At 47.2% G+C, this 16402-nt stretch carries 11 protein-coding genes; all 11 read right to left on the bottom strand.

Features of this window, described 5'->3' with window-relative positions; all coding sequences use genetic code 11:
- Genes PHX60_RS04210 through PHX60_RS04160 form a run of 11 tightly spaced genes read right to left on the bottom strand, consistent with a single transcriptional unit; the run spans position 1 to position 16391 of the window.
- Complete coding sequence (locus PHX60_RS04210) at positions 1-1110, bottom strand: DegT/DnrJ/EryC1/StrS family aminotransferase (protein ID WP_300075131.1); 1110 nt, start codon at positions 1108-1110, stop codon at positions 1-3.
- 53 nt (positions 1111-1163) lie between these two features.
- On the bottom strand, positions 1164-3053 hold the full coding sequence (locus PHX60_RS04205) for a hypothetical protein (protein ID WP_300075129.1): 1890 nt from the start codon (positions 3051-3053) through the stop codon (positions 1164-1166).
- Entirely contained in the window at positions 3050-6229 is a 3180-nt protein-coding gene (locus tag PHX60_RS04200) for a glycosyltransferase (protein WP_300075127.1), read from the bottom strand. The genes PHX60_RS04205 and PHX60_RS04200 overlap by 4 nt, the downstream gene beginning before the upstream one ends.
- A 3-nt stretch (positions 6230-6232) precedes the next feature.
- The gene (locus tag PHX60_RS04195; RefSeq protein WP_300075125.1) at positions 6233-7882 is read right to left on the bottom strand and encodes a BNR repeat-containing protein; all 1650 of its coding nucleotides are present in this window, start codon (positions 7880-7882) and stop codon (positions 6233-6235) included.
- Positions 7883-7898: 16 nt separating this feature from the next.
- Positions 7899-9353: a glycosyltransferase gene (locus tag PHX60_RS04190; RefSeq protein ID WP_300075123.1), complete on the bottom strand. Its 1455-nt coding sequence runs from the start codon at positions 9351-9353 to the stop codon at positions 7899-7901.
- Positions 9354-9360: 7 nt separating this feature from the next.
- Positions 9361-10485, bottom strand: a complete 1125-nt coding sequence (locus tag PHX60_RS04185; RefSeq protein ID WP_300075121.1) for a hypothetical protein — start codon at positions 10483-10485, stop codon at positions 9361-9363.
- Positions 10486-10500: 15 nt separating this feature from the next.
- Positions 10501-12117: a hypothetical protein gene (locus tag PHX60_RS04180; protein WP_300075119.1), complete on the bottom strand. Its 1617-nt coding sequence runs from the start codon at positions 12115-12117 to the stop codon at positions 10501-10503.
- An 8-nt stretch (positions 12118-12125) separates the two neighbouring features.
- Positions 12126-13802 (bottom strand): polysaccharide biosynthesis/export family protein, encoded by a 1677-nt coding sequence (locus tag PHX60_RS04175; protein WP_300075117.1) that lies wholly within the window; start codon positions 13800-13802, stop codon positions 12126-12128.
- 19 nt (positions 13803-13821) lie between these two features.
- Positions 13822-14925: a chain-length determining protein gene (locus PHX60_RS04170; protein ID WP_300075115.1), complete on the bottom strand. Its 1104-nt coding sequence runs from the start codon at positions 14923-14925 to the stop codon at positions 13822-13824.
- A 3-nt stretch (positions 14926-14928) separates the two neighbouring features.
- Entirely contained in the window at positions 14929-15591 is a 663-nt protein-coding gene (locus PHX60_RS04165) for an ABC transporter ATP-binding protein (RefSeq protein ID WP_300075112.1), read from the bottom strand.
- Positions 15588-16391 (bottom strand): ABC transporter permease, encoded by an 804-nt coding sequence (locus tag PHX60_RS04160; protein WP_300075109.1) that lies wholly within the window; start codon positions 16389-16391, stop codon positions 15588-15590. The genes PHX60_RS04165 and PHX60_RS04160 overlap by 4 nt, the downstream gene beginning before the upstream one ends.
- Positions 16392-16402: the final 11 nt, after the last annotated feature.

The following is a 16402-nucleotide window of genomic DNA, read 5'->3' as shown; positions in this document are numbered from 1 at the left end:
TCAACCCTTTCGAATTGCCGCTATTATTCTATCTACATCAGTGCTACTCAAGGCTGGATAAATAGGTAGGCACAATACTTTTTCTGCCGCATTAGATGCAACTGGCAAATTGGCACGTGTTGCTGAGGGCAAAGCCCGATACATGGAAAAGTCCGAAATTAATGGGTAAAAGTAACGACGTGCAAAAATCCCTTGTTCACGAAGTTTTTGGTATAAAGCATTGCGGCTCACAGGGTAGCTTGGCTGAACAAGTACCGGAAAATAAGAATAATTGGCAACCGTTTGGCCGGATTGGGGTAAGCAGTAAATACCGGGTATATCTTGCAGCTGGGTACGATATTGGGTGTCAATTTCAGCACGACGCTGCATCACATAGGGCATGTGCTTGAGCTGTAACAAACCGAAAGCTGCGTTGATTTCACTCATTTTGGCATTGATACCAGGAGCAACCACCGTTGTTTCATCCACAAAACCAAAATTCTTCAAATGGTCAATGCGTTGCTTGGTTTTCGCATCGGGACAAATAATGGCACCGCCTTCAAAGGTGTTAAACACCTTGGTGGCATGAAAACTCAGCACAGATAGGTCGCCATGGCGCAAGACGCTACCACCGGCATCTTTCACGCCAAAGGCGTGGGCAGCATCGTAAATCACACGCAAATTGTAATTGTCAGCGATTTTTTGAATAGCCTCCGTATCGCAGGGGTTGCCATAGCAATGCACCGGCATGATGGCAGTCGTTTTTGGTGTGATAGAAGCTTCAATCTTGTTTGGATCAATATTCAGAGTATGTGGCTCCACATCGATAAAAACTGGCTTATTACTATTCCATAACAGTGAGTGCGCGGTAGCAACGAAGGAATAGGGCGTAGTGATGACCTCCCCTGTGATGCGCAAAGCTTGCAGGGCAGTAATGAGACCGAGCGTGCCATTAGAGAATAAAGCTACATGCTCAACACCCAAATGGTCGCACAGTGCTTGTTCCAGCTGTTGGTGAAATAGACCACTATTAGTTAATATTTTATTATTCCAAATTTTTTGCAGGTACGGTGTGAATTCTTCCAGCGGAGGGAGGTAGGGCTGGGTAACATAAATAGGTTTATCACTCATATTAATTTTTTATTCGACACACATTTAATTAAATTTAACCTTAAAAAATTTCTTTAGCCGGATATTCTAGCCGGATATTTTTCTACGTCCAATAATTCTTCCATGCTCAGCTCTGCCTCTTTATTATAAAGATTCATACGCAATATAGATTTATCAATATAATTTTTCCTAAAATTATTATCAGCAATTAAATGCTGAACATCTAAAACAATAGAATTAACTGAATCATGCTGCATGTAATCATGCACGGCATCACCTATATCATTACCTTTGAATAAAACAACTGGCAACCCTGCCATGATAGCATAAGCATTACACCTACCAGATCCAGGATGTCTTGGATACAAATAAACAACGTTATCAAAACTTGAGAGTTTTGAAAAAAAAGAATATAAACGATCTACAGCCCGATAAGCAAAGATTGACTTTACGAACCTCTCCAAATCTGGAAAATTAGCTAGCAAAACCTCTTTTGAGTCACCCAAAATTAAAATAGCAATATCTTCTTCTTCGTAACCATCAGTTATCTTATTTAACAATCCAAGAAATTCTTGATTCATCCGCCTTGAAAACATTTCACCAGCAGTAACAATAACAATTTTCCGATTAGCAATATCTACTGGATCAATAAGCTCTTGGAGACCAGCATTGGCCTCATTATCCAAAATAGTCTCCCAAGCAAACAACGGAACAGGTGCCTTGCGTTTTATAAACTTCTCAATATCAAAGTGACTTTTAATTTTTTTTCGATCAGCATCACTTAGATCTGCTACTGTCAATACATAATCAAAAAACTTTTCTAGCTCAAACAGATTATCTGCCCCCTGAGTAGAAAATAAAAACTTTCGTATAGGTAATTTTTTGAATGCCGATATCAATTTATAGCACGCAAAAGGCCCCGATAAAGCAATTGCAATATTAAACGAAGAACATTCTATAGAAGCAAGTAATTTTTCTATCGAGAGTAAATGTAACTCCAGACTACTGCAAACTGCAGATGTATTCGGAGCCAATATATTAACCTTCTCCCCCCCATTCAACATTTGTATATGCCTTGAAAGCTCTCTCACATAAAAATCAGAGTCTTCCAAATCAAATGGTTTTAAGTTTCTTGTTCCAGACAGACTCAGCAATGAACAAAAAACCGTCACCTGACACCCCAAATTTTGGTATATACGTACTAGTTCAGCAACAGCAGCCAAGTGTGTTGACGTTTTATCAATCGGCAAAAACGAAACCAATAAATAAACATTGCTCTTACAATGTAAATTCTCACCAACTGGGCTTACTTCAACCAAATCATTAGTTTTTATTTCATGAAATATTTGAGTTTTGTATAATGATTGTAGAGTTTCAATATGCAGTTTTTTATTAGACTCCGAAGAAATTGAGTATATACTATTCAAGTCTTTAGCACGAATTTTTGTAAATAAAACTTTATTAATATCATGAAAATTATTTAATAAAACTCCCGAAAGCGAGTCAAGCAAAAATGGAAAAAGAGCAGCTCTTTGGTGATAGCTCAAATCTTTCAACCAAATTTTTTTCAATACAGAAATTAATTTATTTCTATCGCCACTCTTAGAGCAAATCAGCAAAAATGAATAAAGAACATCGAAGCTTAAATCATCATTTTCAAGTTCATTTTCTATTAAAATTATTTTTTTTTCGTAATCCAATCTTTTCTTTAAAAGAAAATTAACTCTATCTTTCCACTTAACTAAATCCGGATAATTTGGATCATAATAAGAAGCACGTTCACACGCATCCCTTGCATTATCAAAATCATCTAATCGCAAATATTCTTGAATCAGAATTATATGAGAACGCATAATTAATGGATTTAATTCCACCATTTTTTTTGCTGCCTCTAATGCCTCTGAGAATTTTTTCTTATTAACAGATTCTTGATAGGCCAATAAAATTTCACTAAAAGCACTCATGACAAATTCCTCAATTTATAAAGAAACTCTGATTTATAATCAACGTAAAAATTTATTAAAAACTTCACTGCATTATGAATAATTTTAGCCCTTGCGCTAAATGTAGATTGATTTAAAGAAAATTCTTGTGCTGATTTAACTAAAGAATTCCGCCATTTTTCGTCGATAAGTAAACGATTAAGATTTTTTGAAAAACTCCGCTGATCTTTAAAAGTTGGAATTTCTATTTTTCCAAAAATATCCACTAAGCCTTGATTTTCATCTGTCAGCACAGCTGCCCCACATGCAAAGGCATCAAAAATTCTATTATTGACTAAACCAAACTCATTTTGATCAGCCCAGTGATCGTTAAGAACAATTTTCGATCTTCTATAGAGGTTAGCTACTTCATCAGAAGCAATAGATTGACCTTTTATATAATTTTTTGGAATAAATTGTTCCCACTTGGTGCCCCAAACATGTAAATCAACATTCGATTCAACTGCATACTTAACAGAATCTCTATAGATACGTCTTGAATTGCCTACAAACAAAACATCTATATCTTTTGAAACAGTGTCATCGGGAAAGAAAACTTTATGATCCGTACACTGGTGCAAAACTTCCGTTTTTATCTCTGGAACAAGCTGCCGAACTAAATCTTCTGTCTTCTTCGAAGCGCAGAAAACATAGTCATACTTTTTCAATTGAACTGCATTTATTTTATCTACATGACTGATGATCCAAATAATATTTAAACTGTATGGATCTGGTTCATATTCATGCAAGCCAAATAAATGAATCACGACATCAGGTTTTTGCGTATTTGAGTACCAATTTTCATGTTTAGAAACGTCAACGCTATAATCTAATTCTTCTAGTGCTGCTTTGAGGCTGTTGGCAAAGTGCGTATCCCCCCAAACATTCTCATTATGTGTTACAGATGTACTAATTTTTATAGAGCATGTTAATGACTTCGGTCGTTCAGCAAAAAAATCAACAAATTTATCCGTTACTAAATCACTGTCTTTTCCGTGCGTACGCATATTATCTTGGATACGTTGTTTGAATAGTTCCCAAGCTAAGCTATTGTCCCGTTGTGTCTTATGCTTCCCAACTACATTTCTGACATAGCCAGTTGTCAGTCCAAGTGCCCTTGCTCTTCTATTAAAATCACCATCAATACCACCATAGAGTCCATGCTCTTTATAATATCCAATCAACTCTCTGCTGGAGGCGGTAGTAAAAACTACCCAACCACCTACTCCAGATGGCAAATAAATGCTAACTCCACCTGAATATGTTGCTGATTTTCCATAGCCTCTAATACCTGAACTGTCTTTTGTTAAATTAGTAGATAACCAACCTAATTTAGGAACTGCTTTTGTAGCTGAGATCATTCCCTCAGCCCAAAATTCAGGGACTATATAGTCATCATCCAGTCCTACGATAAATCGCTCAGATGCTATTTTAAATAAATGATTTGCAGCATGCGCTTTACCGACATTATGGCCTACATTAATAATGTAGGCTGAAGAATTATATTGATCAAGAATATAGTTGTTTATATCTTCGGATTCGGTATTTATCCAAATTAACAATTCATACGGAACATTGACATGAGATTGTATCGATTCAAACAAGGCCTTAACATCATGCAAAGGATTGTAGATAACAGCAATAATAGATATTTTGTCGCGTAACAATCCTAAGCTTGCATCTTCAAGCACTTCACGCAATCTAATTGCGCGCAAATGAGAATGTTCAGTCCAATATTTATGCACATAGTTTTTCGCATTATCCCCCATAACCTGTCTGGCTAATGTATTTTTATACATCCAATCAATTGCACCAAACCAGTCTTCTTTAGAATTTGATGTTAATATACCGGTAAATCCATTAATAATGGTAAGCGATTGCTCACCAACATTACTAGCTACTACAGGAACACCAACTATACTAGATTCTAAAAATCTTATATGACTTTTATATTCGTTAAAAGATACAGCTTCCAAGGGAATTATTTGTATATCAAACTGTGCTAAAATATTAGGCAGCTCTGACCAGGTGCATTTTGGAGTGAATTTAATTTGATCTTTAAATTTTTTCTGAAATAATTCAGGCAAATTTACATCTCCAACACAATGAAATACTGTATTGGTATTTTTTTCTAAAAATAACGAAATGCCTTCTAGTGCAACAGAAAGATCACGGTCATGTGTAAAAGAGCCGGAGCCATATCCAATGGTAAAGGTAAGATCTTTATCTTTTTTGCTTGCCCTAGATACTAAACGTGCTTTGTTTGATAAATCTATAACTTCTTGACTAATTACATTATTTATAACATGAGTAGGCCTTTTGAATAAAGTTTCAATTTTTCTTCTAAGTTCTTTTGTGGAAACAAAGAAATGATCTGCATACAACATGGCTTTATAATAAGACTTTGGAGGAGCCAATAAATTTTTAACTCGCCAATCTTCCAGTTCAGAATTATCAAAAATTTGATCGTCAATATCATAAATAATAATTGCGGGTGTCTCTCTACATTTATTTAAAAAATTTTCCTCTATTTTGCTTGTTAGTGCTAACCTTTGACATATAACTATACTTTTCTCTTTCAATAGATTTTCAAAAAAATCAGTTGGTAGATTTTTGTAATCTATGATTTCAACAGAAGATATATTTTTTATTTGAGCAGCAAGATTGTACGCACGATAACGCGTCGTATTTCTCGGCTTATTTATTGCAGGCACAACGTAAATCTTCTCTGGAATTTTTATTTTTGTATTTGCATAAGTAATACTTATTAATTCTCGGGTATCCCAATCAGTATTGCTGGATTTTTTATTATAATCATCGTCATTGATAAATTTTTTAAAAAATCTTATATCTTCGATATACTTGTTTGCCTTTAAATCAAAAAAATTAACATTATCAGTTAGGGATGAATTATTACGATTTGCTTGACCATCCTGAATCGCGTTAATCTTTGATTTTTGATCATTTAAGAGAGCTAGTCTTTTGTTAGCCAGAATTATGTTGGTTGAAATTAGTTGGGCAATCTTTGGAGTATTTTTTATGGCTTTTTCATAAAAATTAATAGCTTCAGTGTATTTGCCCTCTCGGAACGCACGATTCGCATGGGTCAATAAAGAACTTGAAGTAGTTTTATTAATAAAAGATGATTTTTTTGTCATATCTTAACTGAATTTAATATCAATTAGGGTCACTGAATTCTGGATATTTTGGTGATTAATATCGTAATTGGGTTGCTGGTTGTTTTGCAGCAACAGGGTCATAATATTATTTTGCTGCCACCGACTACGGTCAATAATGGGCTCAGCAAACCCAAGGTCTAAATCGCATAACACACAGGTGTTACTAGGGAGGTAGTGGTAGTCTGGTGCGGGCAACAAGGTAGCAGCCATTCGATTTTTGGTGTGGTCACCCCGTGTGATCATATAGACGTTATCATCGTGATCAATAACGACCTCTGGCCGGCAGATGGGGATTTGCAGGGTGCCACCACCTTGCAGGCTAAAAGCTAATTTCCGCTGTGAGATAAACTGATGCCGCCACACTTTGCCGTCAAACCACAGATGTTGGTACTGTGGAATACCATCAGGGTCATCTGAATAAAAAACGATATGGGGCCGGTTGCCACTGTCCAGCGCCATACTGGTTTGGTTGATCAGGTTGCTAGCGGGTGAAACCGGGTGGATGGTTTCAGCGTTGACCTGGGTAATCGGCAGTTTGTAAGAGCGCTGGCGTGAGGTTTGCCAGCTCAGGCCGTTGTCGTGCGAGCAGGCGTAGCCGATATTGATATTGTTGATGCGCTGTTCTGTGCCCAAGGTATCGGTGCGCCAAACAAAAGACAGATGCAGGCTACCATCACTGCCAATAGCCGGGTGGTTCCAGTAGGCGTTACTAGTCCAAGGCTTTTGCTCGGCACCACTGAGGATGGGTTGCGGATGATCGGCCCAACTTTGCGTGGCTTCATCGTAGGTTTTGAGGCGGGCAGTGCCTTTGTTGTGTACGCCATCGCGGTACAACAAAGTCAGCGGGTAGCCTTGGCGTGGCAGAATAAAGGTAGGGTAGGTCACCTTTTCTTCGTGGGCACCGGTCATAGGCAACTCATCAGACCAAGCTGTGATGTCGCCGGGTTTGAGCGATCTGCGATAGCGCAATTGGGTGACGTGGTGATCGTAGCTGATGTGCAAATGGCTTTCCCGGTCTAATCCTAAACTGATGCTGTTGTGCGCATCACGCAGGTTGTATTGGCCGGGGATGTCGTGGGTTTTGAGCGTGTCGCTGACCAAGTCGCGCTGCACCAGTCGCAAGGTATGCTCATCAACGTAAAAGGCCGTGTATTGGATTTTATGGTGCGTCAGGATGCCGTGGTGGCGAAAGATGACGGTATTAATGGTGTTACCAGCCCACGCATCCCCAAGGTTGTGCAAAGCCAGTTTATTCACGCTAAACGGGCGTGGCGAGAAAGCCATCTCAGCCGCCATAGCCATTGCATTTTTCAGATGCTGCAACGCATGGTGTGGCTGGTTAGCACTGGCGGCCACGCTGGCCACGCTGTGATGTACCCCGGCAATCAGTATTTGGCTGATCAATTTTTTGCTAACACCCCACTGCTGTGCCAAGCGAATCAGTGCTTCAGCCTCCATTGCATGGCCGATTTGCAGCTGAGCAGCGGCGGCCAGTAGGGCCAGCTTGGCACGCTCTGGGTGCTGTTGAAGGGTATCACGCTCCATGTTAGCCAGGCTTTGCCAATCGCCAAATTGCCATTGCACCAGGGCAGCTTGCAGGGCTGCGCTATCGGAAGGGGTAACAGTCTGCATAGGTGTGGCACGTCCATCAGGCATGGCTGTATGGCAAAGCACTTGCCCCGCTACAGGTGGCAAGCAAGGCTTGCAGCCAAGGGGTTTTGAGTTGTGCCGTCAGTGGCTGCAGCGCCGGCGCGAGTGACCGGTTAGCTGTGGCCGCTAGTTGGGTTTGCAACACTTGCCCATTGTGTGTAAAAGAGGTGGTGCGCTCAAAGTAACGTCGGGCGGCTTCTTTGGTGCTACGGGCCTTTTCTGGATTATCTAGCACTTGGCCCAATGCCTGTGGCAGTTGGCCTGGTAGCACTGGCAGTATGGCTCCAGCCTCACAAGCATCGACAATCGCTGGCGTAGGGGTGGCCAGCACCAGCACATCCATAGCCAGTGCGTCGCCCAGTTTAGCGGGCAACTGGTAGGTAGCAATAGGGGAGTCATTTTGTTGCAGCAGTATCACTATATCGGCCATAGCCACAATTTCTGGTGCTGCCTCAAAGGGCTGGTTGCCAATAAATTGATACTGCACACCGGCAACCGCTTGCAGCTGTTGTTTGAAGCCCGCATCTAAAAAATTGCCCACAATGACAAACAATACATCATTGCGTGCCAAGCTGGCAATGGCTTGCGCGGTTTCTAGCAGTCCCTTGTGTGCTTTGGGCGTGCCAAAAAAGAGCACCACTTTTTTATCCTTTGCCACGCCATGTTTGGCCCGGCCTTGTTGGCGCAGTGCTGGAGAATTTTGGTAGAGGGCTTCATCCCGCGCATGCCGAACAATCTCGCCACCATAGCGCGCTTGCAATGCAGGGTTAGAAACGGTTACGCCATCAAATTGGCCTGCCAGGCCGACAGCGATCCGCGTCCAATCTGCTGCTTCTAATTGATCTAAAGCCGGCAGCTGCTGATGTTGTTCTAGATAGTCCGCAATGGTGATCGGAGTTTGGGCACGCACAAAGGCCAACTCTTCATCATCCACATCTACCAGCACCTTGGCCCCCCAGATCAGTTTATAGAGCAGCCCATAAATAATATTGGGGGCACGCGGCTTAGACAAATGCACTACATCGTAAGGGTGCAAAGTGACCAAATCGATGGCCTTATCTAGGAACCGTGCCCAATTGTCAAGCAAGATGGTGTGCTTAGGCAACGCTGTATGCCGAATAGGCTCCCACAAGGCCTGGCCTCTTTTGGTGTGCAGGTTGCCAATCAGCTCGGTGCTGGCAAACCTCTGGTATAGCATGGCCAAGGTGTAAGCGCGCCCAGCGGCATTGTGCGCCAGTTCCCAACCACAAACTGCCACACGCAAGGGCTTAGTGGCTAGGCGCGTTTGGCAGTATTTGCGGCGTACCTGTACCATATTGGGCACGATGACATGGGCCAACTCCGGCAGAGCCTGCAATGCTTCACCATAGGCGTGCATCGCTTGGGCATAAAGACCTTGGCGCTGGGCGATATTGCCGCGCATTAAGGCGCTGTCGGTGGTCGTTGCTATCATGCAAAACTTAGGCTGAAGGTGGTTTCAGCAGCAGTTTTTTTACAAAATCTAGCTGCATTTCGGCCTTGGCCAATTCATCATTCATGCACCGTTGCTGCGCTTCAGTTTGCTGGAGTTTTTCTTCCAGTGCAGTGATGCGTTGTCGCCCAGTCTTGGTTTGGGCCAGCAGGGCATCTTTCTCTTGGCTCAAGGCATCGCGGGCAGCAATCAATTCAGATTTTTCCTTATCCAGTGCCTCTATCTTGGTTTGGCATTTTGCTGCCAGTTTGGTTTGTGTATCACGTGTTTGTATTAATGCCGCTTTTTCTTGACTCAAGGCATCGCGCACGGCTACCAGTTCAGCTTTTTCTTTGTCCAGTGCCTCGATTTTGGCTTGGCGTTCTGCTGCCAGCTTGCTTTGCTGCTCATGGGCTTGTGCCAGTGCCGTTCTTTCTTGCTGGAGTATCTCTATTTTGCTTTGATGCGCCAAGGTCAATGCTTGGCTGGTTTGGGTGGCTTGGGTTTTCCAACCGCGCACATAAAGTACGCTGGCCAATTGGGCGTTGATTTCTTCTTGCACCAGCAGTGGCTTAAAGCCTTGCGTTTGCAGCCAAGCATCCACTGCTGGGCGGCTGGCACCGGCTTTTGCTAAAGCAGCATCGTCCGTTAGGGCAACTCTGGCTTGTAGCACATCAAACTGCTGTAACCTAGGGCCTAGCCCTTGCAGCAGTGGCAAAGCAGGCAGGCAAGCCAGCGTGAGCCAGTTATAGCGCGTGCCATCTTCCCCAACACTGGTCAAAATACGGTGCAGGGTTTGGGCGGGGGTGGTAATGGCTTCGCGCTGGCGCAGGTTTTTCCACAGCGGGGTCAGTAGCGCGGCACTGAGCAGGCCATTTTCTTTGGGGCTGGAGTGGCGATAAAACGGCACTGCCTCGTCTTGGCCGCCTACCAGCTGGTGTAAGGCTTGGCTTTGCGGGTGCTGCTCGATTTTGGCAGCCAGCTGGGTATAAAGCGTTTTGTCGGCTTCAATGGCCAGCAAGGCCGGGGCAGGGGTCAATACCACCTGCTCTAAAAAATCACCATTGCCAGCACCTACATAGACCCAGCCTTGGACTGGGTACAGGGTGTGCAGCAGGGTGAGGGCTTCGCGCATCGGCATAAAAGACAATCAATGGTGGCTTTGTACACGGTGCTGGCGAAAATCTTTCACCTCGCGGCGCATAGCGAAAGGCAGTTTAATCCAACCGATGGGCGTGCGGTAGTTTTCTAGCAAAATTTTTCCCAAGCGGTACGATAAATGCTGGCGTACCCGTTCGGCTTCATGGGCATCGGCATAGCGTTCAATCGGGGGTAGTTTTTGTCCGGCACGGGCTTGTTGGTCTTGCTTAAATTGACGTACCTGCTGTTGTAGCGCGCCGGGCAGGGTCAGAATACCTTTGAAGGAGCGCGATTGTTGCACCATAGTATGGCCCAAGCGATAGCTCAATTGCTGCTTCACCCGGTCTGCGGCACCGTAATACGCCACCGGGTAGGTTTTGCTGGGGCTGGATGGTTCTTTTTTGCCCGTGGGCTGGCCTTGCTTGAGTGCTTGGTTTTCGAGGTAATAGCGCTCTAACTCCTCTTGCACTTGGTGCAGTTGGGCCAGCAAGAGGTGGTTTTCTTCTTCTAGTTCTTGCAGTTGGGCCGTATTTGCTGGCTGGTTTTGCAGCGCAGTGATTTTTTCATCCCGCTCGGCCAAGGTTTGTTGGGTTTGCGCCAGTTGCTTTTGCCATGCTTGGCCTTGTTGCTCTAGTTTTTCTTGGGTTTGTTGTAGCGCTTGCTTTTCTAGGTAGAAGCGTTCTAGCTCTTCCTGCACTTGGTGCAGTTGGGCCAGCAGCAACTCATTTTCTTCGTTGCTTTCTTTCAGGGCTTGTTCACGCTGGCTTTTTTCAGCTTCTTGCGCTTGAATGCGCGTTTCGCGCTCGGCCAAAGTGTGTTGGGTTTCCTCTAGCGTTTGCTGGACGTAGCCCAATTGTTGGCGCAAATCGACACTGACATTCCAAGAGGTCAACGGCAAAATAGGTGGCAGCTCCGACTGCGGCACATCAGCGGCGGCTTGCAGCTCTTCATCATCGGCGGCGGGCCATTGGACTTGCTGCAACACGGCCTGGGCTAAATACAGTTGCTGGGCATCGGGTTGTGTTGGCAACTGTAGTGCTGCGCTGGCATGGAGCGCCAAATTCAGGCGCGCACACAGGGCATCAATCAGGCTTTGCGGCTGTGTCAAGACCTCGGTGGCTTGCACCAGCAGGCAGCGGCTGGGGTGGCGGGTATAAAAATGCAGCAAAGCGGCATGGTAATGCTGCCAACTTTGTTGAAGTTGGGCCAGTGCGGCATCGTCTAGGCTTTGCTGGGCAAAGGCACGCACCAAGGCATGGGCTGGGTGGTCATAGACCAGCACAAAGTGAAATGCGGGGTCGGCTTCGTGCCAATAATCCAGCATCTGGATGGCTTGCGTATCGGCCCAGCCCCAAAAGTTTTGCTGGTCATTGGCCAATAACAAGTCTAAGGCCAAAGATTGCCACAGCGGCGTGGGTTTGATTTGCACTACCGGTTGCAAAAAATCTGTTTTTTGTCCAGCGCGTTTGAGCAAATAAGTAGAAATATCGGCAGCTGCCATGCCATGTTGTTTACCTGCCAAGGGCGTGGCCATGCCCAGCTGCTGCAGCAAAGTCTGCACGTCGGCCATGCCAGAAGCTGGGTGGCCTACCGTGATCAGAATGCGGTTAGGATTAAAATTTTCCATCGATATTCTCAAAGCCCAAATACTACTTTGGCACTGACGGCAATTTGGTAAATAATTTGTGTCATATCTTTCCAGAATTGACGTTGCTTTTCGTCCACCTTGGGTAGCACCAAAATTTGATCGCCGGCGCGCACATCGGCAGAAGCAAATAAGCGGCTGGTATCAATTTGCTCAAACGAGCCATCGCGCCGCGCCACCACCACGCGGGCATTATCCGCTACTTGCGTGAAACCACCAGCACGGTTGATGTAGTCTTGCAACGCCAAGCGGCCCTCATAGGCTACGGCGTTGGGGAACAGCACTTCGCCACTCACCAGCACCAGGTCATCTTTGCGCGGGATGCGGATGATGTCACCGTTTTCTAGCAACATTTGTTCGCGCTGGCTGGCTTGGGCAATTTGCACTTGGCCTACCGGCTCAATTTGTTTGGCGCGCTCCACCCATTGCAGGGTCAGGTCGGCTTCGTCTTTGCGTAGTTTGGCTTCGTCGCTGCTGCCGCTGCGCGCCGTGAGCAGGGCGCTTTCTAGGCTGCGCAGGCTGGTGGCCAGCATGTCTTTTTGCCGTTGCTTGACGCTTTGGCGGAACAGTTGGATGCTTTGCGCGTCGGCATTGGGCAGTGGCTGGATGCCTTGCATCAGCTCGCCAAAGCGCGTGCCGTAGGGCAACACGTATTCTTGGGGGCTGCTGTGTTCGCCCTCGACGCGCACGGTGATGGTGCCGGGTTTTTTGTCGGCGGTAAATTCCAGCTCATCGCCGTTGAGCAATACCACCTGCGCTGCATCTTGCAGCGGGTAGTATTCGGTGCTTTTGGTGGTGCCACTGTTGCGTACCACGCGCACATGGGTGGCGGTGGCCTGTGGTTTGGCCAGCGGCAATATATCGGCCACGCTGCGTGTGCCTGCGGCAAACTCAAAGCGTTTGGCATTATCAGCCAGCCCCAGCACGCGAATGCTGTTTTGCTTGGGTGGCACAAAAATCACATCACCACTGGCCAATTGCACGGCTGGCATTTGGCCTTGCAGCAGAAAGTCGTACAAGTTTACCTGGGCACGCAGTTTGCTGCCGCGTTTTACTTCGACCCGTAAAAAGCTGCCGCGCTCTAGGTCAATGCCGCCCGCTTGGTCTAGGTAGCTCAGTAGGCTGTCCATGCTGGTGCCGCTGTAAAGGCCGGGCCGCGCCACAAAGCCACTCACAAACACCCGCACTGGTTGCGCCGCAGCCAAGCTGGCATAACTTTGCACGTTGGCCCGATAAACGCGGTTGACTGCCCGTGCCAACACGCTGTGCAGCTCTTGGTTACGCACGCCACGCACGGATACTGGCCCTACATTGGGCACAAAAATATTGCCTTGGGGGTCCACCACCAAACTGGCATCAAAGGTATAGGCCCCCCACAGGCGCACTTGCAGGGTGTCGCCGGTGGCAATCAAATAGTCGGGGTTGAACAGGGGCGCGCCTTCGCGCGCAAAAGCGCCAGTAAACAGTTGTGCGCCAAACACATCGCTACTGGCCGTGGAAGTGAATTTTGGGGCCTGTGCCTGCACGGCTGTGGCCGCAGCCGTGGTATTGTTGGTGGGTGCAGGTGGTGGCAACACCAGCCCTTGGGCTGCCGCGTTGCCCCCGCACAGGGCCAAGGCCAGCAGGGTACACAGCCAGCGCTGACGGCAAATGAGAGATGAGAACATAAACAACAAAACCGATCGATCAATCTTGGTGGTCGCGCACAATGGCCAGCAGCAATTGCAGCACCCCACCCAGCAACAAGGCCAGCACACTAAATACCAGCCAATTGCGTAGGCGTCGGGGTTCTAGCGGGTATTCGGGCAGATGGGGCGATTGTAGAACCATGGTTTTTTGCAACAGGCGCGTGGCTTCGATGCGGCCTTTTTCTAGGGCCACGTGGGCGCTATTGAGCATTTGCTGAGAAAACTCGGCCTCAGCTTGCAAGCGGCGCATGGTTTCTACCGTGGTGTTCAGGGTTTTACCTTTGGGGGCGGCCAGTCGGGCTTGTTCTTGTTGCAATTGTTTTTCTACTGCGGCCATTTGGTCTTGCAGTTTGATGACTTCGGGCGCACTGGCTTGCAAATAGCCTAATAGGCTGTTGCGTTGGGTTTGCAGTTCGGTCAGTTGGGCTTGTAACCGACCCACAATGCCACTGAGGCTATCCACGGTGGCTTGCGGCGACACCAGCCCTTGTTGGTTTTGGTAGTCCAACACGGCAGCGCGGGCTTTTTGGACGCGCTCTTCCATCTGTTGCACCTGCTGCTGCATAAATTGCACTTGCTGTAAGGCCAACTCGTGGCCCATGCGGTTCATGTGCTGCTCGCCTTCGGCCAGCAAAAATTGCGTGATACGCTGTGCCATCTCTGGGGTGTAGGCTTGGGCGCGGATAGACAAAGCGCCCGAGTATTCGTCCATGCTGATACGCACTTGGCGTAGGTAGTATTCGTGCAGCTTTTCTAGCGGCACCTCTGCCGGGCTTAAACGCGAGAGGGCATCGCCTTGGCTGCTAAAGTGGGCGCGCAACGCCAATTGGGCCTCGGCCTTGGCCAGCATGTCTAAAGAGAGTAAATGCTCGCGCAGGTTCAGCTGGTCCGTGCGCTGGGCTGGGTTGGCACCCGTGAGCAAGCTAGTGACATCGCTGGGCGAGCCACCCGACAGGCTGGCGCGTTGCATCACAATGCGCGCCTCGGAGACATACTGGTCCGAGGCCAGCAGCAGCCAATACAGGCCCGCCAACACCAAGGCCAGCAAAGCCAGAAACATGGCCGGATAACGGCGCAGCACTGGTTGTAGTTTTTCTAACATTTTTTACTTTTTGTAACTTTGTTCGTAAGCGGCCAGTGCATCGTCAATTTGCTCAAACCAGTGCGCTTGACCTTCGTGCAGCCAAATGCCAGCTTGGCAAAACTCACGCAAGGTACCGGGGCTGTGCGCCACCATAATCAAGCCGGCGCGCCCTACCATGTCTCGAAAGGCTTTGGCGGCTTTGCTGGTAAAGCTGGCATCACCGGCAGCGGTGGCTTCGTCTGAAATATACACATCAAACTCAAATGCCAAGGACATGCCAAATTGCAAGCGCGATTTCATGCCGCTGGAGTAAGTTTTGACGGGTTCATCAAAATAGCGCCCCAAATCGGCAAACTGCTCAATAAACGCTACTTTGGCGGGCAGGTCTTCGCTGTGGCCGTACAGACGGCAGACAAACTTGGCATTTTGTCGCCCGGTCAAGCTGCCTTGCAAGCCGCCGCCACCCATAGGCCAAGAGATACGGCAATCGCGCCGTATTTGGCCCCTATCGGGATGATCGACACCGCCAATCAGGCGCAGCAGGGTCGATTTACCCGCACCATTGCGCCCCACCAGCCCGACGTTGGTGTTGCTGGGAATAGTCAGGTTAATGTCGCGCAGCACCCAAGGACCAGCGCCGTGGTCAGTTTGGTAGCGTTTAGAGACGTTGTGTAGGCTAATCATTCTGCAATCAGCTGATCTTTAAACACCCGCTGCAGCAGTAACCCTAGCCAGAGCAAGACTAAAGCACAGGCGTACATATAGCCCAAATCCAACTCGGGCACGGCATGGTAAAAATGCGAGGTGCCTGCACGCACTGCTTCAATCCCGTGCGCTAAGGGGTTGTATAACACCCACCCACGCCACGGCATCGGAATGGCCGAAATTGGAAAAATCACCCCCGAGATAAACATCATCGGGGCCATCACCAGCCCAAGCAAATACCCCAGTTCTGGAATTAACTCGGTGGCTACCGAGACCGCCAAGGCCCAGCCTACACCTAGTAGCCATAAGCCGACCACGCCACCCAGCACCATCAAGGGGTTGTCCCAGCCTACTTGCACCCCCAATAAGGCGGCACCAGCCAGTACCAAGGTGGCCACGATGCACATTAAAATCAGCTCTAAGGCGCAGCGCACCAAGACGGTATCGACGGGTTTGATTTGCTGATAGGCAAACAGGGCGCGGTTGGCCCCAATGGCATTGGCTCCTTGGGCGCTGGTACGCCGAAAGACAAAAAACGACAACATGCCGCCCAGCAACCAAAGCACGGTGTCAATGCCGGCCACGGTGCGTAATCGCACCACGGTAAACATCAGCACCATAAAACCCAAACTTAAAACCGGCTCTAAAAACATCCAGACCAAAGAGGTGCGGCTGCTGAACATGCGCCCCATAGCTTCGCGTAGCAACAAAGCATGCCAGACGGCCCAAGTGACTTGCCAGCACGAGCGCGGGCGGTGGGATAGTACCGACGATTGCATGGGACAGAAAA

The organism is Giesbergeria sp. (assembly GCF_028686475.1).
In the GTDB taxonomy this organism is placed as follows: domain Bacteria; phylum Pseudomonadota; class Gammaproteobacteria; order Burkholderiales; family Burkholderiaceae_C; genus Simplicispira.
Note: the sequence above shows the minus strand (reverse complement) of the source record. Positions and strands in the feature narration are given on the sequence as shown.

Excerpts from the sequence above, each read along its gene's own strand:
- PHX60_RS04205 (WP_300075129.1), bottom strand. The coding sequence starts at position 3,053 with ATGAGTGCTTTTAGTGAAATTTTATTGGCCTATCAAGAATCTGTTAAT.
- PHX60_RS04175 (WP_300075117.1), bottom strand. The coding sequence starts at position 13,802 with ATGTTCTCATCTCTCATTTGCCGTCAGCGCTGGCTGTGTACCCTGCTG.
- PHX60_RS04170 (WP_300075115.1), bottom strand. The coding sequence starts at position 14,925 with ATGTTAGAAAAACTACAACCAGTGCTGCGCCGTTATCCGGCCATGTTT.
- PHX60_RS04190 (WP_300075123.1), bottom strand. The coding sequence starts at position 9,353 with ATGATAGCAACGACCACCGACAGCGCCTTAATGCGCGGCAATATCGCC.
- PHX60_RS04195 (WP_300075125.1), bottom strand. The coding sequence starts at position 7,882 with ATGCAGACTGTTACCCCTTCCGATAGCGCAGCCCTGCAAGCTGCCCTG.
- PHX60_RS04210 (WP_300075131.1), bottom strand. The coding sequence starts at position 1,110 with ATGAGTGATAAACCTATTTATGTTACCCAGCCCTACCTCCCTCCGCTG.
- PHX60_RS04185 (WP_300075121.1), bottom strand. The coding sequence starts at position 10,485 with ATGCGCGAAGCCCTCACCCTGCTGCACACCCTGTACCCAGTCCAAGGC.
- PHX60_RS04160 (WP_300075109.1), bottom strand. The coding sequence starts at position 16,391 with ATGCAATCGTCGGTACTATCCCACCGCCCGCGCTCGTGCTGGCAAGTC.
- PHX60_RS04180 (WP_300075119.1), bottom strand. The coding sequence starts at position 12,117 with ATGGAAAATTTTAATCCTAACCGCATTCTGATCACGGTAGGCCACCCA.
- PHX60_RS04165 (WP_300075112.1), bottom strand. The coding sequence starts at position 15,591 with ATGATTAGCCTACACAACGTCTCTAAACGCTACCAAACTGACCACGGC.
- PHX60_RS04200 (WP_300075127.1), bottom strand. The coding sequence starts at position 6,229 with ATGACAAAAAAATCATCTTTTATTAATAAAACTACTTCAAGTTCTTTA.